This is a genomic window from Marinobacter sp. PE14 (assembly GCF_053566155.1).
This window is the reverse complement of the sequence record NZ_JBQXNY010000001.1, coordinates 405,693-424,337: the sequence shown is the minus strand read 5'-3', so window position 1 is coordinate 424,337 and position 18,645 is coordinate 405,693. Positions and strand designations below refer to the sequence as shown.

18 protein-coding genes are annotated in these 18,645 nt (G+C 56.1%); 7 read left to right on the top strand and 11 right to left on the bottom strand.

Annotated features, from left to right (window positions below; all coding sequences use genetic code 11):
• Positions 1 to 49: 49 nt before the first annotated feature.
• Complete coding sequence (locus ACWJ62_RS02080; RefSeq protein ID WP_449284705.1) at positions 50 to 910, bottom strand: LysR family transcriptional regulator; 861 nt, start codon at positions 908 to 910, stop codon at positions 50 to 52.
• 191 nt (positions 911 to 1,101) lie between these two features.
• Between ACWJ62_RS02080 and ACWJ62_RS02075 the strand changes: the two genes are divergently transcribed.
• Positions 1,102 to 1,377, top strand: coding sequence for a hypothetical protein (locus ACWJ62_RS02075; protein WP_449284704.1), 276 nt, complete (start codon positions 1,102 to 1,104; stop codon positions 1,375 to 1,377).
• On the opposite strand, the gene ACWJ62_RS02070 is transcribed toward ACWJ62_RS02075, so the two are convergent.
• The 5 genes from ACWJ62_RS02070 to ACWJ62_RS02050 form a co-directional block, all read right to left on the bottom strand.
• Positions 1,374 to 2,279: a homocysteine S-methyltransferase family protein gene (locus ACWJ62_RS02070; protein WP_449284703.1), complete on the bottom strand. Its 906-nt coding sequence runs from the start codon at positions 2,277 to 2,279 to the stop codon at positions 1,374 to 1,376. The genes ACWJ62_RS02075 and ACWJ62_RS02070 overlap by 4 nt on opposite strands.
• Positions 2,280 to 2,289: 10 nt before the next feature.
• Positions 2,290 to 4,320, bottom strand: coding sequence for an alkyl/aryl-sulfatase (locus ACWJ62_RS02065; RefSeq protein WP_449284702.1), 2,031 nt, complete (start codon positions 4,318 to 4,320; stop codon positions 2,290 to 2,292).
• A 72-nt stretch (positions 4,321 to 4,392) separates the two neighbouring features.
• Complete coding sequence (locus ACWJ62_RS02060) at positions 4,393 to 4,716, bottom strand: hypothetical protein (protein ID WP_449284701.1); 324 nt, start codon at positions 4,714 to 4,716, stop codon at positions 4,393 to 4,395.
• Between the two features lie 18 nt (positions 4,717 to 4,734).
• On the bottom strand, positions 4,735 to 5,835 hold the full coding sequence (locus tag ACWJ62_RS02055; protein ID WP_449284700.1) for a mandelate racemase/muconate lactonizing enzyme family protein: 1,101 nt from the start codon (positions 5,833 to 5,835) through the stop codon (positions 4,735 to 4,737).
• 96 nt (positions 5,836 to 5,931) lie between these two features.
• Entirely contained in the window at positions 5,932 to 6,534 is a 603-nt protein-coding gene (locus ACWJ62_RS02050) for a pyridoxamine 5'-phosphate oxidase family protein (RefSeq protein WP_449284699.1), read from the bottom strand.
• Positions 6,535 to 6,641: 107 nt separating this feature from the next.
• Here ACWJ62_RS02050 and pdxR point away from each other — a divergent pair, with 107 nt between their 5' ends.
• The gene (gene pdxR / locus ACWJ62_RS02045) at positions 6,642 to 8,087 is read left to right on the top strand and encodes a MocR-like pyridoxine biosynthesis transcription factor PdxR (RefSeq protein WP_449284698.1); all 1,446 of its coding nucleotides are present in this window, start codon (positions 6,642 to 6,644) and stop codon (positions 8,085 to 8,087) included.
• On the opposite strand, the gene ACWJ62_RS02040 is transcribed toward pdxR, so the two are convergent.
• Complete coding sequence (locus tag ACWJ62_RS02040; RefSeq protein ID WP_449284697.1) at positions 8,084 to 8,989, bottom strand: LysR family transcriptional regulator; 906 nt, start codon at positions 8,987 to 8,989, stop codon at positions 8,084 to 8,086. The two genes, pdxR and ACWJ62_RS02040, sit on opposite strands and share 4 nt — an antisense overlap.
• Before the next feature lie 104 nt (positions 8,990 to 9,093).
• On the opposite strand from ACWJ62_RS02040, the gene ACWJ62_RS02035 reads away from it, so the two are divergent.
• The 3 genes from ACWJ62_RS02035 to ACWJ62_RS02025 are packed head-to-tail and all read left to right on the top strand — an operon-like array spanning position 9,094 to position 10,230.
• A complete protein-coding gene (locus tag ACWJ62_RS02035) occupies positions 9,094 to 9,720 on the top strand; it encodes a class I SAM-dependent methyltransferase (protein ID WP_449284696.1) in 627 nt (208 codons plus the stop codon).
• Between the two features lie 35 nt (positions 9,721 to 9,755).
• Entirely contained in the window at positions 9,756 to 9,980 is a 225-nt protein-coding gene (locus tag ACWJ62_RS02030) for a hypothetical protein (RefSeq protein ID WP_449284695.1), read from the top strand.
• Between the two features lie 46 nt (positions 9,981 to 10,026).
• On the top strand, positions 10,027 to 10,230 hold the full coding sequence (locus ACWJ62_RS02025) for a DUF3185 family protein (RefSeq protein WP_449284694.1): 204 nt from the start codon (positions 10,027 to 10,029) through the stop codon (positions 10,228 to 10,230).
• Positions 10,231 to 10,243: 13 nt separating this feature from the next.
• On the opposite strand, the gene ACWJ62_RS02020 is transcribed toward ACWJ62_RS02025, so the two are convergent.
• Positions 10,244 to 10,636, bottom strand: coding sequence for a DUF2784 domain-containing protein (locus tag ACWJ62_RS02020; protein ID WP_449284693.1), 393 nt, complete (start codon positions 10,634 to 10,636; stop codon positions 10,244 to 10,246).
• An 82-nt stretch (positions 10,637 to 10,718) separates the two neighbouring features.
• Here ACWJ62_RS02020 and ACWJ62_RS02015 point away from each other — a divergent pair, with 82 nt between their 5' ends.
• Entirely contained in the window at positions 10,719 to 11,462 is a 744-nt protein-coding gene (locus ACWJ62_RS02015) for a maleate cis-trans isomerase family protein (RefSeq protein WP_449284692.1), read from the top strand.
• Here the strand turns inward: ACWJ62_RS02015 and ACWJ62_RS02010 are convergent.
• The 3 genes from ACWJ62_RS02010 to ACWJ62_RS02000 form a co-directional block, all read right to left on the bottom strand.
• Positions 11,459 to 12,538, bottom strand: a complete 1,080-nt coding sequence (locus ACWJ62_RS02010) for a GGDEF domain-containing protein (protein WP_449284691.1) — start codon at positions 12,536 to 12,538, stop codon at positions 11,459 to 11,461. The genes ACWJ62_RS02015 and ACWJ62_RS02010 overlap by 4 nt on opposite strands.
• Positions 12,539 to 12,659: 121 nt before the next feature.
• Positions 12,660 to 13,304 carry an OmpA family protein gene (locus ACWJ62_RS02005; RefSeq protein ID WP_449284690.1) on the bottom strand — a complete coding sequence of 215 codons (645 nt, stop codon included), beginning with the start codon at positions 13,302 to 13,304 and terminating at the stop codon, positions 12,660 to 12,662.
• Between the two features lie 13 nt (positions 13,305 to 13,317).
• Positions 13,318 to 15,825, bottom strand: a complete 2,508-nt coding sequence (locus ACWJ62_RS02000) for a hypothetical protein (RefSeq protein ID WP_449284689.1) — start codon at positions 15,823 to 15,825, stop codon at positions 13,318 to 13,320.
• A gap of 232 nt (positions 15,826 to 16,057) precedes the next feature.
• Between ACWJ62_RS02000 and ACWJ62_RS01995 the strand changes: the two genes are divergently transcribed.
• A complete protein-coding gene (locus ACWJ62_RS01995; RefSeq protein ID WP_449284688.1) occupies positions 16,058 to 18,628 on the top strand; it encodes a GcvT family protein in 2,571 nt (856 codons plus the stop codon).
• Positions 18,629 to 18,645 lie beyond the last annotated feature (17 nt).

The following is an 18,645-nucleotide window of genomic DNA, read 5'->3' as shown; positions in this document are numbered from 1 at the left end:
AAGTCGGGCGGCTAGAGGATATGCAAAATAGCATTCCCGGCAGGTCCGTTTAGCGTAGACCGAGGAATGCTTCTTTGACATGCGAGGCAAGCGCGTCATTAAGGGGATTTGAACCCCGGCGCACCAGCGCGAGCTGATAGAAGCCGATTTCTGGCAGGGTATCACCGGCTACCTCTTTCAGAGGCGGACGGATCAGGCTTTGCGGAAACGGGGCCACGGCCAGATCTGCCAGCATGGCGGCCTCCTGGCCGGAACAATGCTCACAGGTGTAGGCAATCCTGTAAGGAATACCCGCTTTGTCCAGTGTCCGAAGGGTCATACGCCGCCAGGCACATCCTTCATGGGCCATGGCAATCGGCAGCGGAGAACGCTGGTAAGCCGATGAGCCCTCTCGCCCGGCCCAGACCAGCGGTTCCTCGTGGACCACCTCACCGCGGGGAATACGGCCCTCATCGGCCACAGTCACGAGGGTCATATCCAGTTCACCGGCATCCAGGCGCGCGAGATTCTGTTTGCTCGAGCCAACCACAACGTCCACCAGCACGGCGGGATAGGATCTGGCAAATTCTGCCAGAACTTCCGGCAGAATTCGGGTACCAACATCGTCGGAAGTGCCAATACCCACTTTCCCCTCAAGGGTTGGCGAAACGAAATACTGCACGGCCTCTTCATTCAGGCGCAACAATCGGCGCCCATAATCAAGAAGAACCTCACCTTCTGCGGTTAACGTGACTCGCCTGGGTTCGCGAACAAAGAGGGTTTTCCCAAGGTTCCGCTCAAGCTGTTTGATCTGCATGCTCAGGGCGGAAGGTGTTCGGTGAACGGCTTTGGCGGCGCTGGTAAACGTGCCATGTTCCGCAATGGCAACAAAACTCCGGAGCACATCGTTATCAAGCAGAGGCATATTCATGGACGGACCTTACGGATAGATTTATGGCCGGCAACTGCCTTAAGCATAACTGAACGAGATCTTAAATTCTTTTCGTTTGATTGAAGGCAAAGAGAATACCAGAATAGCGGCTGTAGGCACCCGTAAGCGAGTTACACAACGTCTCCAAACGAGCTGCTGCAAGCCATTCACCAACAGTCGGGGCCGTAGACATGTTGAAGAGCACAGAGCATCACGCAAACTCCGCAATGCAGCCGATCACCTCCTGGATTGAGGGATATTCCAGACGCCAACAATTCCGCCGTATGGCAGAGTCATTGCTAAAAGAGAAAGATGATACGCTTTCGGATCTAGGCTATGACCGCCATGACCTGGAAGGCGCCTTGCACCTTCCCATCCGGAACGATGCGATGCAATACATCGAGGCACGTCGTTCCAGACGTGCCGTGGAAGCGCGCAGAACCAAAAGTCCTCGACTCGCCGGCTAACTGCGGGCCAATTCCGAGAACCGTACCAGGTTATACTCGCCTGTCAGCACATCGGCCAAGTGGCTGATGTGCTCGGGCGTGATTTCACAACAGCCGCCAACGACACCTGCGCCGTCCTCCAACCACTGTTTTACCTGAAGCCCATACACCCCGGGAGAAACGTCCGGCCTGGCTTCCAGTTCATCCACCAGCGCTCCGCCGGCCATTGGTTCAACCGTTTTGAACGCGTTAGCGTAACCACCCGTGCATGGGAAAAGGCCGGTCAGTTCAGGCATTGCCTGCGAAATCACCTCCGGGTCGCAGCAATTGAGCATGATCGCCGTTGGCCCGAATGGCTTCACTGCTTCGACTGCCTGGGCAAGCGTTTCCCCCGACCGGAGCTTGCCATCCGTTTCCAGCCTGAACGCCACCCCAAAGGGCTTGCCTGATTCACCGGCGGCGGCACAGGCGGCTTTCGCCTCCAGGGAGTTCGTCATGGTTTCGATGAGGAAGACATCTGCCCTTCTCTGCAGTTTAACGAGGATATCGAACTCCGACTTCAAATCCTCGAAAGTCCGGGCAGGTTGGCTCCGGTAGCTACCAACCAGGGGTGGAAGGCAACCGGCGATATCAACGTCTGCGCCCGTTAGCTCGATGGCGCGCTCCAATACCTCAAACGCCCGTTGATGGATTGCACCAATCTCGTCACCAAGGTCTTCTCTGGCCAGTCGTGTGGGCGTTGCGGCATAGGTGTTCAGTGTCAGGGTACGGGCGCCGGCCCTGATAAAGTCAGCATGGACATCGGTAACAACGTCCGGCTGCTCCCGCATTACCGCCACTGACCAGAGCAGTGACGTAACGTTCATGGCCCTGCGGTAGATTTCCTGGCCCAGGCCGCCATCGAGGAGTGCAACAGATTTCATAAAGTACTCATCAGGGTGTAACGATATTGAACCGGCCCTGAGGCTTGTCCAGCATGCTGAAGAAGCCTATCAGGTCGAGCCTGCTTCCCTCAAAGCTGATCTCGTCACTGAACAGAAGTTCCTTCAGCCCTGCCCGTCCAATCAACAGGTCTACAAACAGAGGCCGCGTCAGACGCAATGTGGCATCAGCGGGAGTGCCCTCACTGACCAGACGGTTATGAAGCACTGAATGTTTCAGAGTCAGCAAATAACTTTCCTGCAGATCGGTGAATACAATCTTGATGGTAGTGTTCTCGCCCTCTGCGTCTTCGGCCTTCAACCGCACCGCCATGCTGTCGAAGAACAGCGATACTGGCGTATTCAATAGCACCTCTCTCATCATCGCCGGTTTGATGCCCTCTTCCGGCGAGCCGTGACGCAGCTCATAGGCCCCCGTCAGATAGAAGTCCCGCCAGGGGGCGGATTCCGCCTGATAACCGAGCTGATCATAGACTCTGGCCAATAGTTGTTTGGCATCGTCGTTATCCGGCTCGGCGAAGACGACATGATTGAGCAATTCCGCCAACCAACGGTAGGTATCACGCCCCTTGGCCACTCCCATGTCCGATGCCGCCTCGAAATCCTGAAGAGCTTTTTCCAACACTTTGTCCGCACCGCCCATCATCGCCACATAACGTCTGGCAGATTCGCTTTCGGGCAATGGATCAAGCTGAGCCGGATTCCCGGTAAACCAGCCCAGGTAATGCTGATACACCGCTTTGGCATTGTGGGACACGGTGCCGTAGTAGCCCTGGTTGTGAAACGCCTGGTTCAGTTCTGGCGGCAGCGACAACTGGTCGGCGATCTCACTGGGCGTGGCGCCCCGGTTCATCAAACGCACTGTCTGATCGTGGATGAACTTGTAGGTATCCCGCTGCACCCCCAGGAAGTCCTGGATGTTCTGCTGCCCCCACAACGGCCAGTGGTGACTACCGAAATAAATATCGGCGTCGGCAAACAGGGTCTTTGCCTCGTCGATAAAGCTGCTCCATAGACGGGCATCCCGAACCTTCGCGCCCCTCAGGGTGTAGATGTTGTGCATATTGCGGCTGACCAGCTCGGCACCGCAAAAGGCCTTATGCTCGGGAAGATAGAAGGTGAACTCTGCCGGCGCCTCAGAACCAGAGACGATCTGGAAAACCATTGGCACACCGTCCACCGTCAGCTCCGCGCCGGTTTCGCTGATCAGATCCGTCGCCGGGGCAAAACCAAAGGTGCCGAACGCGGGCCCTTTACCCAGGCCAGTGCCAACATGGCCGCGTTCATCCCGCTCCAGGCGCTTGCCATACATAAACATCGCCCGCCGCGTCATCGCGGGGCCGGCGATGATGTTCTCACTGGTTGCTTCTTCCTCGAATCCGGCTGGCGCGATAATGCGCAGATTGGCTTTTTCTTCATCCGAAAGGTGCTGAAGAATGCCTTGCACGCCACCAAAGTGATCAATGTGGCTGTGAGTAAAGAGAATCGCACGCACCGGCTTTTCGCCGAGGTGTTCCCTGGCAAACAGGAAGGCTTTGCTGGCAGTCTCCCGGGCGGTCAAAGGATCCACCAGAATCCACCCGGTATCGCTCTCGATAATCGACATATTCGCCAGGTCGTAACCCCGGATCTGGTAAAGCCCGTCGGTAACCTTGAACAAACCATGAATGTTATTGAGCGCAGCCTGACGCCAAAGGCTTGGATTGACCGAAGCCGGAGCGTTTTCTCCGTTCTCATCGATAAAGTCGTAGGCCGGCATGTTCCAGACCTGGCCCCCCTCAAGATGATCAATGACCAGCTCCGGATCCTGGGCAATCAGACCGCGCCGCGCGTTCTCGAAATCGTCACGATTATCGAATGGTCGCTGATCAAGTACCTTCTGATTGGCCTGCCCTGTAGTGGCCGTCGGCGCACTGTGTCCTGCACTATTGGCTGCCGATGAATCCGGACCGGAATCACACCCGGTCAGGGCCAGCGCAATACCTAACAGAGGGGCAAGGAGAATCTTCGCGGCTGGAGACATGCGGGAAACCTATCGAGCTGTTGTTATTGGTTAACCCAAGCTTACTCCAGAGTCGGCCAGAGTCTGCGTAAGTCAGGCAAAATACTCCTGAATCCACTCGAACAGTTTGGTTGCTGACATATCGCCAAGCGCCATCTGCTGGAAGTCGTTGCCTACTTCATCTTCGATGGTCACGAACTGGTACAGAAGAATGCCGGGCTGTTCATCGTGCAGTATGAGCGTAATCCTTCGGCGGGTACGCAGACAGTCGATGGTCATCACATCCGCCGGTATACCGGCATCACGCATACCACGGCGCACCTCTACCACCGGATTGATGTGCTGATGGGTTGCCTGGATGCGGGCATGGGCATCGCTGGCAAGGTCGGACAGAGTTTTCAAAGGGTCTTCAGACATGGTGCAGATTCACTCCGGTTATTCATAGACATCATGCAACGTCAGCATTTTGAAGTCCGGAACCACACCGAGTCCAGGGCGATCGCTGAGTGTCATTCGCCCACCGGAGACCTCCGGGGCACCTGTCGCCAGCTGGGTGGTGTTATAGTTGTGTAGATCGGTCGTATTGAGCAACGCCCTTGTAGGGGTACTTGCCGCCAGGTGCGCGTAAGCGGCGGTTGCAATACCACTGCCCCATGCGTCTTCGATAGTCATGGGTATGCCAGCGTCCGCGCACACATCGCGGATAATCCGGGATGGGGTAAGTCCCCCAAATTTGCTGACTTTAAGGGCGATGGCATCCATGGCGTCATCCCGCAAAGCACGCTGTAAATCGGCGAGAGAGTTCAGGCTCTCGTCCAGTTTGACAGGGTGTCGGACCCGCTGGCGAACCGACTGGCATTCCTCGTATCCTCTGCAGGGCTGCTCCAGGTATAAGTCCACATCCTCAACAGCACGGGAAAAACGCAAGGCCTGATCCCGCCGCCATGCCCCGTTTATGTCACCAATCCAGAGCTCGTCAGATTGCTTCAGCTTGCTGAGGGTTCGAACCAGTTCAATGTCTTCCTCCACATCGTGCCCGAGCTTGATCTGGATATGGCGAAATCCCTCCGAGCGGTATTGGCGCAGAGACGCCTGCATATCGATCGGATCGGCCAGAGGAACAATCCTGTGCAAGGGCATGGACGGTGTCTGCAGACCACCAAGGAGGGTGTAAACCGGAAGGCCAGCCGCCTTGCCAAGAATGTCCCAGCAGGCGATATCAATGGCCGCTTTTGCAACAGCCTGGCCCGTAAGGGCCTGATTCATCCGCTCATGGAGGCAGGAGATTTCCCTGGGATCCTCACCAATAATCGCAGATGCCAGCAAAGAGAGGCAGGACGGAATCCCCTCGGCAAAAGCCGGCATATAGTTGGGGCCGCATGGACAGACCTCGCCGTAACCTTCCAGCCCCGTATCCGTTGTTAAAACCACAACCGTGCTGGTGAAGACCTGATGGGAACGGCCACCGGCAAAGGCATAGGCTTTGCCGGTGTACTCAAGATCTGCGGTGTAGGCTGCAATACTGGTTATACGCATGATTGGCCTCGGGCTTAGCCCCTGAGAATGATCCGCGGTACATCTGATGCATTGTAGTCTTTGCTTCCCGTTTCGCTCGTCATAAATATCGACAGGTTAAACACCGGTTGGTATCAATCCGTGCCACACGGGCAGAGCCATATCTTCAGGATCATCATTCGGGCCACCAGTGCGGCTTTTGAAGGCCCCCTCTTCAATCGGTACCCGGAATAAGGCCGTTGCCTTTCTTTCCTTGTCGCTCGGCGCCCTTACCTGCTCCCACCGCCCCGGCTCGATCTGGTTGATGATGGCACGGAACGCGGCATCAAAGGCGGCATGGTCCGTGACCGGCACAGCATGGCCATACAACACCAGTGACTCGTAGTTGGCACTGTGGTTGAACGCCGATTTGGTCATCACCCATTCATTTGTCACGGCGAACGAAATGCAGAGCAATGCGCCCGACTCCAGACGTCGGGATAACCGTCCGCCATTCAGCGTATGCACGTATAGATCATCCCCAACTCGCCAGGCGGTGATCGGGATGATACGAGGCTCGCCATCTTCGACAAACCCCACATGAGCCGTTTTGAGCCGATCAATCAGCCTGTAAGCTGTTTCCCTGTCATAGCTTGCTCGCTTTACCGCCCTCTGCACCCTGCTGCGTGGACAGAAAGTCAGTGGGGACGCGTTGGTCCCGGTCAAATCAGTCGTTGTCATCAGAAGCTCCTTTCCGGTCTTGCACTTCACAAAATGTACTTCTATTGAAAGGCACTTCTGATACCATCGAAAGATCCAGATTGTGACTTTTGATAGGACCAGTTGATGTGATCGATGATATCCGGCTAGACAGCACGCACCCGCTGCAACACCAGCTGTATCAACGATTGTCCGAACGGATACTCGATCAGCGCTACCCACCCGGGCGTCAGATGCCGCCGAGCCGCCAGATGGCTCAGGACCTGGGCATAAGCCGCAACACGGTGAACGCTGTTTATGAACAGCTCAAAGCGGAGGGCTTTCTTCAAAGCCGTGCCGGCAAGGGTGTCTTTGTCCATGAAGACATCAAATCAGCCGTGACCCCCTCAGGGCCAGGCCTGAACAACCCTGTTGACGATTCCATGAAACTGCCACCACTGCCTGCACTTCCACGGGGAAAGTCGAAGCCGGTAGAAGACGCCAGTTTGCCATTCCAACCGGGCCTGCCGGACCTGGATGCGTTTCCCATACGCAGCTGGAACCGGATCCTGCACCACCAGGAAAGCCGGCGGACACTGCGAGGATATGACAGCATCCAGGGGTATCAGCCCCTGAGACGCGCCATCGCCACCTACCTGAGAACCTCCCGCGGTGTTCGCTGCGAAGAGCATCAAGTCATCATCACCAATGGCGCACAACAGGCCCTCTCGCTTCTTGCCGACGTTTTTCTGCAACGGGGCGACAGTGTCCTGTGTGAGAATCCCGGATACCGCGGCGCCCGGAACGCGCTGGGCCGGCTGGGCAATCCAGTGATTCCAATCCCCCTCAGGAACCAGGTCCTGGATGTGGAAGCGTTGCCGGGCCTTGAACCTGCCAGGGCCAAGCTCCTGTTCTGCACGCCCACGCACCAATACCCCATGGGCGGCATCCTCGACCTGTCACAGCGAATGGCGCTGGTGCAATGGGCCCAGCAAAACGGATGCTGGATCATCGAGGACGACTACGACAGCGAGTTCCACTTCCACAACAAGCCTTTCGCTGCCATTCAAGGCCTGTACGAGAATTCGCCCGTGCTCTACATGGGCAGTTTCAGCAAAACGCTGCTACCCGCATTGCGCGTTGGCTATCTGGTGGTCCCGGAGGCGGTGGTCGAACCCTTACTCTGGGCAAAGCAGATTAGCGGTGGCGAGACGCCCCTTCTTTCCCAGGCAACCATCGCCGAATTCATTGAGAGTGGTCAGTTCACACGCCATCTGCGGCGCATGCGCCAGCTATACCGGGACAAGTGGCAACTCTTCCAGAGCGAGGTTACGAAAAAGCTCGGCGGACTTGCTCAACCGGTGGCGGAAAGCGCGGGGATGCACCTGGTACTTGAAGGAGATTTTGACGACCTGGCGCTCAGCCAATGGCTGAAAACCAGGGGATTTGGCAGTACACCGCTGAGCGCGCACTTTCTGGGAGATGCCTCCAGAACCGGTCTGGTAATGGGATTTGCGAGCGCCAACGAGCGCGAGATCAACGAATGCGTTGCCGATCTTCGGGACAGGCTAACGAACCAAACTCTGTCGAATTAGCTTTCAGATTTCCCGTAATACTCGGAAAGCTCAGCGGCCAGAAAATCAAAAACCGTCCGAACCCGAAGGTTCATCCTGAGTTCCCGATGTGATACTAGCCAGACATCGCCTCCGAAAACCTTATCCTCGAAGACTCTCTCTACTTCAGGCTCTGCATCACCCAACTCAACGGGCATCATGCCAATACCGATACCAGCCCGAGCCATTCGCCAATGAACCAGATGGCTGTCCGTCCTTGCAACGAATTGCTCTTCCCGCAGCTTGAGGCCACGCTGCGCCAGGGCTCCCACGTATCTCTCATTGTTTGAAAGAAAGCCTATGAATGGGGCCTTACAAAGATCCTCGGTCAACGGCGATGGCAGATCAGCCAGGATTTCGGGTCTGGCGTAGAGAGTCGCCGAGAATCCCCCCACCTTGCGGGCAATCAGATCGGGTTCTGTGGGTCGAAAGTTCCGGATTGCAATGTCTGCAGCACGGCGGCGAAGATCGCTGGCCTCATTGGAGGCAACAAGGTTGATACGTATTCCGGGATACTGGTATCGAAGCCTTTGAAGAATTGGCGGCAGAATGTAAGCGGCGGTGATTTCAGATGCCGAAATCGCAATCTCGCCCTCAATGGACTTCGCCTGACCCGTTGCCGCAAGTGAAAGGCTGCTTGCGGCCTCTCCCATCGCTCGGACATAGGCAAGCAGTTCGAGGCCATTCCGAGTCAATTCCAGCCCACGACCTCCCCGCTCAAACAGCGCCGTAGAAAGTTCCTCTTCCAACGCCGCAACCTGTCTTCCGAGGGTCGGCTGCGAAACCCCCAGAGCCTTTGCAGCAGCAGAGAGGGATCCTTCCTCGGCTGTGACCAGGAACGCACGGGCTCGGTTCCAATCGAAGTTAACGGTTCGCCAATTCATTCAAATATGCATATCTGCAATAAATTTCTGTCGATATTACCAACAGAAGTGAAGAGATAGAATCGGTTCCCGGAACTAAATCAACCGCCCTGAGAGACGAACTCATGAACTCATCCATCCGTTTCTGGAACCGCAGTGCTGCTCGATACGCCCGCCGTCCCATCCCGGACCAAAACGCCTATCTGAGAAAGATCGCCCTCACCCAGAAATATCTCAATCCGGAAATGGATGTTCTGGAGTTCGGCTGTGGTACGGGATCAACGGCACTCATTCACGCGCCCAGAGTATGCAGCTACCTGGCAACCGATGCCTCTTCCCGAATGATAGACATCGCCCGAGAGCGAAAGGCAGAAAAAGTCGCTGACAACCTTCGCTTTATGGTTGCCACACTTGAGGACATGCAACATCGGCAGCAAGCGTTCGACGCGATCCTGGGGTTGAACATCCTGCACCTCCTCCGACACCCCGAAGGTGCGATACAAGGGGTTTTCGGCATGTTGAAACCTGGCGGAGTGTTCATCAGCAACACCGCCTGCCTTCAAGATACTTGCCCCTATTTGAAACCAGTCGCTTCCCTGGCCCGAGGTCTGCGACTCGCGCCCTATGTAAATTTCTTGTCCCGTTGTCAGTTGGAGAGGCATCTGGAGTACGCCGGATTCCAGATTGATTATCGCTGGGTGCCTGAAACCTCAAAAGACGTTTACTTCCTGATCGCCAGGAAACCAGACTAGGGCTGAGGTCATCATCAGAAGAGCAATGTCGACCAATGAAGACAACACTTTCCCTAATCGCCCTCATCGCATTGACCACCGGCTGCAGTCAAAGGGCTGTCTATGAGAACGTTCAGACAAATCAAAGAAACGAATGCGCCAACGAGCCACCATCGACCTACTTCGAGTGCCTGGATCGCACGAACAAACCCTTTGACAAATATCAGCGTGAAAGGAAAGAACTGTTGGAAAAACCAGAAGCGGATGGCAAGCTTCCCTGATCCCACGGCAAGCTGTATTTCAGCGCCAATCAAAAAGGAGCATTAAATGGGAAGTTCAAAGCTGGTCGGTATCGTTTTGCTGGTGGTTGGCGTCGGACTGCTCTATTTCGGCTATCAATCAACACAGTCTCTGGGAAACCAGCTTACCGAGACGGTCACAGGCCGATTTACCGACGACACCATGTGGTATCTGATCGGCGGGGCGGCCGCGGCTGCCGCCGGCGCTTTCCTGGCATTTTTCAAGAAATAAGCCTGCCTGTTTTTCACCGCTCGGGCCTGACCACAAACCAGCTGGCCAGGACGAGCGCTCCGAAAACCGTGTACGCCAGAATAAACACCCAGTCCGGTGCACTGTAATACAGAATGGAATGCAGCCAGTGCTGGATGAACGATCCCTCATAGCCTGCCTCCCCGGCCTTTGCCCGAAGCGCCATTTCCCAGGTCGTAAGCGGGCATAGCACACCCAGCCACGACTGCAGAACCACAATAACAATCACAGCCAGGTGGCTGAGACGGAACCAGACATTGCGAACCCAGCGCCACTGGAGGAAAAAGCCAGCGAACGTCGCCACCAGCCCCAGGATCACGAAGGCCACCAGCATCGTGTGCAGGATCAGGAGCACATCAGCAAAGATCAGTAACCATTGGCTGTCCATCGCTACTCTCCAAAGACTGCTGAGCTGCTAGTTTTGGTCTATTGTACAGGCACGTCAATCTCTGCCAGTGAGGGAGCGATCAATGAGCCATACACCGCCTCCAGCCAGACTCGGATTCCTCTATCCGGGCCATGCGGCCGAAGATGATTACCCCCTGATGGGTTCCATGGTGAAGCCTCCGGCACAGGTAACTCTCATTCACACCGAATTCCTGGAGGACGCCCATACCGTTGAAGCCCTCAGTGAAATGGGCAGCATCAGCCGTCTCTCCAAAGGTGCAGAAAAACTGGCTGACTCAGGGATTGAGTCGGTGATGTGGACCTCGACCAGCGCGAGCTTTGTGCTCGGCCTCGATGGTATTCGCCAGCAGATTGACACGCTCGAGAAACTGCTGGGCGTACCCGCTTCCACAACCGCAATGGCATTCGCCAGAGCAGTGAAAGCCATTGACGCCAAACGGGTGGCCATCGCTGCCACCTACCCCGATGGTGTCGCACAGCGATTCCGGGCGTTTCTCAATCATTTCGATATCGAAGTTGTGCATCTGGCCAGCCGCGGCATCATCACAGCCGCGGAAGTCGGTCTACTTGAGAAAGACGCGGTTATCGAATTCGCTCTGGCTAACGTCAGGGAAGAGGCCGACGCCCTGCTGATGCCAGACACAGCGCTCCACTCTTCAGCCTGGCTCACGGATCTGGAGCAGGCAATCGGGCAGCCGATACTGACAGCTAATCAGGTCAGTTTCTGGGAGGCCTTGCGACTGTGCGGCAAGCTCACTCCCCAGTCGGGGCTGGGCAGTCTGTTCGAACACATGCCCGAAGACTAGGCCATTACATAACGGGCGCGGCCCTGTTTTTTCGCGCAATATAGAGCTTCGTCGGCCCTTCGGATCATGTCGTCGATCGAATCAAACTCGTTGGCCAGGCCCTGACAGACCCCGATGGAACAGCTGAGCACCTTGCTATCGGGGCTGTCCTCGTTTGGCACCGCACTCTCCTGCCATTGTTTCAGAACCTCCGCAGCAAGCAGCTCAAACCGGTCGGCATGCTCGCCCTCAATCACAGCCATGAACTCCTCGCCACCATAGCGTCCGAGGATATCTGTCTGCCGTTTGAATACCTGCCTCATGATGTCCGCCTGCAAACGAATAGCTCGATCACCCTCCTGGTGGCCATACCGATCGTTGAACTGCTTGAAATGATCCAGATCCATCATGAACACGGCGAGCCGCTGATTGGAACGCCGCTGCAAGGCAAACAGGCGCTCCGATTCACTCATCAATGCTCGCCGGTTGAATAACTCCGTGAGACCATCCAGGGTACTCAGGCCAACCAACTGCTCATTGGCATCCTCCAGCTTCCCCAGCAATCGATCAATCCTGTGCCTGCCAATCACACCGACAAACAGTGATCCAACCACGAACCCGGCGTTCATCCAGGTTCGCTCGCCGTAAACGGAATCCAGGAACATCAAACCGACAAAGCCAAGCGAACTGATCAGCATCGCTGTTAACGCGTAATAGAACTTCATTCCGAAAACAAAGAAACCGAAGAAGGCATACAGTAACGTACCCTCGTAAGGAAAGCTGAATGCTGCCTGCTCCCATGCCACGTGGATGAGGTAGTAATTGGCGTAGGTGATGCTGAGAACGGTCGCCAGGAAGGCCGTTTGTGCGAAACGGAGAAATTGGCGCGCGAAGGTGAGAGCAAGCAAGCCAGCAAGAATCGGAAGTTGAATGAGGGCTCTGCTGGTGATGTAAGAGCCCGCCAGTTCAGGCGGAATCAACTGAAGGTCACCAATCATGAACAAAGATATCAGAATGCCACCCACCACGATGGAGAGTCGCAGCATGAGCATGTCGCGGGGGGATACGGTATTTGATTCAACCGAAGGAGTCGGCATAAAAAGAGCTCACAGCGCACTTAGTTCCCTGTACATGCCGAATCTAAACAAATTCTCGCTATGACCACCAGTAAACAAGCGTATTAAAAGAGATACCACTGTTACAATTTTGGCGCAGGCCTCACTCGAAAATCAGAATTTCGACCATTCGACGGGCCGGATCTTCAGATTCATCGGAGTCATCCGAAAGCGCCTCACCAGTGCCATCAATCGTAATCAAAGGATTGCCGGTCTGATCCGACTCTGCCAGCACGGCATCGATATATCGTTTAACAGCCGCGGCCCGGCGTAGCGAAAGCAGGTAATTGTAGGTTTCCTCACCAACAGCATCAGCCTGGCCCCTGAGAGAAATGAGAGCGCCTTCACTCACTCTTTCCATCAGACGATCAATCCGGTCTTTCGCCTCGTCACTGAGTGAACTGTCGTTGAGGGCGAAAAATACCGTTTCCCGAGTCAGCATTCTGCGACCACAGTCTTCACCCCGGCAGATGGCGGCCTCGAAACGATCCAGGCGTTCAGATAAGGCGTTGATCGCATCGGCATTTTCCCGCTGTAACGACTCCAATCTCGCCAACCTGTCACTCAACGCTTCCAAACCCGGACTTTGAAGCTGCGGTTCCGACTCATCAGGGGTATCCGGATCTGTATAGATGTAACTGCCAGTGTCCGACTCAATCGCAACGATACGCGCGCTCAGGTTGGTCCACAGAACGTAAAAGGCTATGGCGACCAGTATGAACCCGATCATGGTCAAAGCACTTCTCATGGCAACTACCCCGTTATACCGGCAGGAAAAAACAAGTCAGAAACCGCGCTGCCCCTGATCGCTGACGCTGCACATTCGAATGCATGACAGCCAGATCCTTGCCCAAGGCTCGAATCTGGACACCGCTTCGGTACACGTTCCGGAAATTCAGATTGGCGTGCATCTCGAAACGGGTGGTGGTCTGCCATGCGAGTAGCTGATCGGGGCTGTTACTGGGACTTTCTTGACCATCGGTGCCATCGCTGCCCCGGGCAGACAGCAACAAGGTGCCATCGCTCGGTGCATCCGGGTCCACGCAAGCAACCACATAAAACATTCGACCAAACACCAAAGAAGCCAGTTGCCAACTGTACCTCGTGCGTATATCGATGCTATCGCTCATGCCCACAAACTGCTTCCAGGAAAAAATCACAGCATCACCCGGTTTGAGGGTCCAGACCACAATACGCTCATCAGCAGGCAAGCGCCGGTATGGCGCCGCCCCGACAACACGGGCGCCTGTCCAGATACGGTTCATATGCCAGGCACCGCGCAAGAACCGAGAGAAGAAAGCCCTTTGGGCCTGGGGAGTCACCTCATCAGGCGGCGCATTGGTAAAATCATAGCGTTTACTGACGTACATCAGTTCACCCATTTCAGGGCTCAGTTCGAGTCGGTCAGGCACATCCCTTACCCGACCAGGCTGGCCGGGCTCCGGCCCCGATTCAAACTGAATCATTCGCTCGCCATTGGCCTGCGCTCCGAAAAACACCCGGGCAAAAATGTACATCAGGCTTTTGATGACAACGAGGATCAAGACAAACCAGGAGACCCAGGCATAGATATCAACAACAGCGTAGATCACACCCAACTGCTTCTTTATCACCGTTTCCATATCGTGGAAAGTCGAGCTCAAGTCCTCTCGGGCAACGTCAACAAGGTTGGCGGCGCCGGTTCGGGCAAGCTCCGCATAACCCTGCGTTGTTCGATCCAGACTCTCGCGCTCCGCCTCGCGCCTTTCGGCATAGGCTTCATTCAGCGGTTCCTTGACCGACGTTTCTGCGCATGACGCTGTCTGGAAAACCCAGGGCAGAAAGCCACTGCACCCCGGTGGCGCCATTTCTGGCTCGATATCTGGCAATGTCTCGGGTACCTCTGTTTCATAAAACGACATAATTGCGGCAGCGACGGCTTTCGGGGCCGATTTTGCCTGGGCATCCAGGCTGTCGAGCATTCCGAAAGCGGCCTGTTCCTGCTCATCAAAATAGGCGCTGATGGCACGATCGATGTTCTGCCTCCGGGGTGCGTCGAGGTCTGCACCCGACATGATTTCCAGGTTGTAGAGGTGGGCATCTATTGACCGATTGACTTGCCAGGACGCTGCCAGACCAGCCGCCAGCAACATCAGGAAGGGCAAATAAAAGATAATCGTTTTACGAAAAGTCTTCAGCAGAAACGATCCCGACTGCCTGCGAAGCAAAGGGCCGTTTTCCTGAACCAGCAATCTGGCAATGCGTAGGCCGAAACAAAGCATTAGAAACTGAACAATCAGCCACAGCCGGTAGCCCAGGGCACCTTCTGCGTAGAGCAGTGCGGCAAGCAGTGAAGCTCCCAGAAGTGACAGGTAAACCGGAGACGCGATGGAAAAAGTCCAGAGCAAAACGACTAACACAGCCAGGCAGAGCGCTTTGTACACCATGGATACCTGCCACGCTTTGTAAACGTCACTTGCCCACAGATAGGTCTGTATTCTTGCATCCAGGTTCCGAAGCTCTGCCAGGGCCCCCGCTGAGCGTGCACGCGCCTCTTGAAGCGTCGACAACTCTACCCTGAGTGCTCGGCGCTTTGACTCAAGGGCATCGCGGTGGCGCACCACCTTGGCTCGCCCTTGCTTTAGCTTGTCCCCCACTACCTTGTCTGCGAGCCCGAAGCTGAAACGCGAGGCAATGGCCAGATCGCGCAATGCCTTATCTATGACTCGGATATGCGCGTTCGCTTGGGCGATCTTTGGTTTCAGTGCGTTGATCTGAGCGGCAATCTTTTTCGTCCGTTGATTACCGTTGTTGCCCCATTCAGCTCCCTTTTCCGACAGTCGGTTCAATTCCTCGTGCAGTTCTTCACGCTCGAATCGGAAAAGGCCGGTGTCGGTATGGCTGATGTCGCCAATCCTGTCACGAAGCCAATCGATGCCGGGCAGTTCGCCACTCTCTCTGGCAACATTTTCATTCTCATAAAGCTTTTCCTGCGCATCCCAGGCGCTGGGCAGCTGATCGGTCAGTCGTTCAGCCGGGTAGAACACCAGGGCCAGCCACGGCAAAAGCAGTGGCATCAGGACAAATCTCCGCAGAAAAACACAGGCCGCGATTCCCAGAAGAAAGACAACCAGACAAAGCTCTGAAGACAAGAAAATCAGGCTTTCAATCTCAAGCCCGAATCGAGTGCCAAAACTGGCAAAAGGGGATATGTGGCCGGTAACGACGACCGGCACGATGCCGAGCGCGATGGCAACCCATAGGGCAATGCTGGCACCGCGTCTGGTCATGGGGGAGTTTCCTTCCCGGCAAGCAGGTAGCGAGAAGTCTAGTCCAATTTATCACCTGTGAGGTAATCGCTCAGAGCTGGGTGCACAACCCGCCCCTTGTCTCTGCCGCTTTTAGACGGCTCGGTGTCGTATTGGATTTACCTGCCATTAGCAATTAGAGCCACATTGATTAAAGGCCCTGCCCGAAATGCGGCAGCGCGGTGGCATTCAATGCAGGTAGAGGGGACCCAAAATGGCACAACTACCGAAACGGGCAAAAGTCGTAATCATTGGCCAGGGCGGTATCGTTGGCTCGTCGGTAGCGCACCACCTGATCGAACAAGGCTGGGATGATATCGTGGGCTTGGAAAAGTCCGCCATTCCCACAGATATCGGGTCCACATCCCACGCTTCGGATTTCTGCTTCACCACCTCCCACGACAAGTTGAACATTTACACCACCAAATACAGCCAGGCGTTTTATGAAAAACGCGGCAATTACGTGAAATGCGGTGGAATGGAAGTGGCCCGTTCGGATGACGACGAGCGAATGGACGAGCTTCGTCGCAAGGTGGGTTCCGGAAAAGCGTTCGGCACCAATGTCAGCATGATCTCGCCCAAACAGGCAAAAGAACTGTTTCCATTGCTGGACGAAAGTCAGATCCAGGGCGCGATGTGGGACCCGGATGCCGGGCTGGTGGTGCCCCGCTCCCAGAGTGTTGCCGGCGACCTGGTGGAAGAAGCTGTGGCCACGGGCAAGCTGCAGGCCTTTGCCTACACACCGGCCATCCGCATTGATGTCGAGGATGGCCAGGTGCGTGGCGTTGAAACCCACAAGGGCTACATTGAGACCGAATACGTTGTGCTCTCAATGGGGATATGGGGGCCGCTGATGGCAAACACCGCCAACTCACCATTGCCACTGATGCCTCTGGAACACCCGTTGCTATTTTTCGGCCCCTACGAGGAACTCAATGGCACCGGCAAACAGATCGTCTATCCGCTGTTCCGCGACCAGGGCAACTCCGCCTATGTCCGGGACACCGGCGACCCGACCACCACCGAAGGCGGTCGCATCGAGTGGGGCTATTACGAAGCGGAGAACCCGCGGCTGGTCTACCCTGGCGCCATTGCGGAGCCCGGTGATGCGCGGATGTCCCCCTCAATGCGGGATCTTTCACTGGACCAGGTCATGGATGCCTACGAAAAGGCCATTGAGATGACGCCGATTCTCGGCGAGCTGGGGTGGGAGGAGAAACACTCTTTCAATGGCCTGCTGTCAGTGACGCCGGATGGCGGTTCACTCATGGGCGAATCCCCGGAAGTCCGTAATCTGTGGTTCTGCGAGGCGGTCTGGGTGAAAGACGGCCCGGGTGCGGGCAAGTTACTGGCCGACTGGATGACCCGTGGCTCCCCTGAGATGGATCCTCACAGTATCGATATCGCACGCCATTACCCCCTGCAGAAAACCCCGGACTACGTGTATAACCGCTGCTACGAGACGGCCAAAAAAATCTATACCCCAGCGGTTCACCCCCGTGAACCTTACCTTACCGGTCGCAAGATGCGAACCAGCCCTTTCTACCTGCGGGAAGTCGGACTGGGTGCCTACTTCATGGAGGCCGCGGGCTGGGAGCGTGCTCACGGTTATGCGGCCAACGAGTCCACCCTGCTGGCGAAATATCGCGACCGGATCCCGGTGCGGGAACATGAATGGGACGCCCGACACTTCTGGGAGGTATCCAACGCCGAACAGCTCGAGATGAGCGAATCCGTGGGTATGATCAATCTGTCCCATTTCGCCATATTCGACATCTCCGGTGACAACGCGGAAGCGCTGTTGGAATATCTGTCCGTTGCCAAAGTCGGCGGTACCACGCCCAACGGCAAAGGTGTCTACACCCATTTCCTCGACGAGCGCGGGGGCATACGTTCCGACCTGACCATCATTCGGCGGAGTGCGCAAGACTATCGGGTAATCTGCGGCGGCGACACCGGCCACCGGGATTACTGCTGGATCACCCGTATGGCCCGGGAGAAGGGGCTGGACAAGATCCAGGTGCATGACCGCACGGACGAACTCGCGACCCTCGGCCTTTGGGGTCCCAAGGCCCGGGAGACACTGGCCCAGTTCGTTACCGACCCAGACCAGTTGTCCGCGGACAATTTTCCGTTTGCCACCGCCCGCGAACTGAACATTCAAGGGGTCCCGGTCTGGGCCTTCCGGATTTCCTATGTGGGCGAGCAGGGCTGGGAGCTCTATTTCCCTTTCAGTTACGGCTTGAGAATCTGGGACCTGCTCTACGATGCGGGCGTTACGCCGGTGGGCATTGAAACCTACGCCAATACCCGTCGCCTGGAGAAGAGCCTGCGACTGCAGAACGTGGACCTGGAAACGGAATACAATCTCTACGAAGCCGGTTTACAACGGCCCAAGGTCAAGGAAGCCGATTTTCACGGCAAGGCCGCGTATCTGGAACAGCGGGAGTGGCCCCGGCAATCCGCCTACCTCTGCACCATGACCATGACAGACCACCGGGATGCGAATGGCGTTCTGCGCTATCCGGTCGGCCAATGGCCGATTCTGGATCCGCAAACCGGTGAAGTGCTGGTGGATAGCCAGGGGCGCCGCTCCTACAACACCAGTGCGGCCTGGGGGCCTTCGTTGGGGAAGATCATCCTGCTGGGCTACATCCCTGCCGAGTACGCTCAGGAAGGCCGGGAACTGACCCTGGAATACTTTCAGGAACACTACCCGATCCGAATCGAGGCGGTGGGTTACCGGGCGCTGTTTGATCCGGACAACGAACGGACCAAGTCCTGAACGAAAGCGGGGCGCGC

What these genes read in the sequence shown, in the direction of transcription:
- ACWJ62_RS02025 (WP_449284694.1), top strand. Translation starts at nt 10,027, where the DNA reads ATGGGAAGTTCAAAGCTGGTCGGTATCGTTTTGCTGGTGGTTGGCGTC.
- ACWJ62_RS02005 (WP_449284690.1), bottom strand. Translation starts at nt 13,304, where the DNA reads ATGAGAAGTGCTTTGACCATGATCGGGTTCATACTGGTCGCCATAGCC.
- ACWJ62_RS02020 (WP_449284693.1), bottom strand. Translation starts at nt 10,636, where the DNA reads ATGGACAGCCAATGGTTACTGATCTTTGCTGATGTGCTCCTGATCCTG.
- ACWJ62_RS02075 (WP_449284704.1), top strand. Translation starts at nt 1,102, where the DNA reads ATGTTGAAGAGCACAGAGCATCACGCAAACTCCGCAATGCAGCCGATC.
- ACWJ62_RS02065 (WP_449284702.1), bottom strand. Translation starts at nt 4,320, where the DNA reads ATGTCTCCAGCCGCGAAGATTCTCCTTGCCCCTCTGTTAGGTATTGCG.
- ACWJ62_RS02035 (WP_449284696.1), top strand. Translation starts at nt 9,094, where the DNA reads ATGAACTCATCCATCCGTTTCTGGAACCGCAGTGCTGCTCGATACGCC.
- ACWJ62_RS02070 (WP_449284703.1), bottom strand. Translation starts at nt 2,279, where the DNA reads ATGAAATCTGTTGCACTCCTCGATGGCGGCCTGGGCCAGGAAATCTAC.
- ACWJ62_RS02050 (WP_449284699.1), bottom strand. Translation starts at nt 6,534, where the DNA reads ATGACAACGACTGATTTGACCGGGACCAACGCGTCCCCACTGACTTTC.
- ACWJ62_RS01995 (WP_449284688.1), top strand. Translation starts at nt 16,058, where the DNA reads ATGGCACAACTACCGAAACGGGCAAAAGTCGTAATCATTGGCCAGGGC.
- ACWJ62_RS02010 (WP_449284691.1), bottom strand. Translation starts at nt 12,538, where the DNA reads ATGCCGACTCCTTCGGTTGAATCAAATACCGTATCCCCCCGCGACATG.
- ACWJ62_RS02040 (WP_449284697.1), bottom strand. Translation starts at nt 8,989, where the DNA reads ATGAATTGGCGAACCGTTAACTTCGATTGGAACCGAGCCCGTGCGTTC.
- ACWJ62_RS02060 (WP_449284701.1), bottom strand. Translation starts at nt 4,716, where the DNA reads ATGTCTGAAGACCCTTTGAAAACTCTGTCCGACCTTGCCAGCGATGCC.
- ACWJ62_RS02055 (WP_449284700.1), bottom strand. Translation starts at nt 5,835, where the DNA reads ATGCGTATAACCAGTATTGCAGCCTACACCGCAGATCTTGAGTACACC.
- ACWJ62_RS02015 (WP_449284692.1), top strand. Translation starts at nt 10,719, where the DNA reads ATGAGCCATACACCGCCTCCAGCCAGACTCGGATTCCTCTATCCGGGC.
- ACWJ62_RS02030 (WP_449284695.1), top strand. Translation starts at nt 9,756, where the DNA reads ATGAAGACAACACTTTCCCTAATCGCCCTCATCGCATTGACCACCGGC.
- ACWJ62_RS02000 (WP_449284689.1), bottom strand. Translation starts at nt 15,825, where the DNA reads ATGACCAGACGCGGTGCCAGCATTGCCCTATGGGTTGCCATCGCGCTC.
- ACWJ62_RS02080 (WP_449284705.1), bottom strand. Translation starts at nt 910, where the DNA reads ATGAATATGCCTCTGCTTGATAACGATGTGCTCCGGAGTTTTGTTGCC.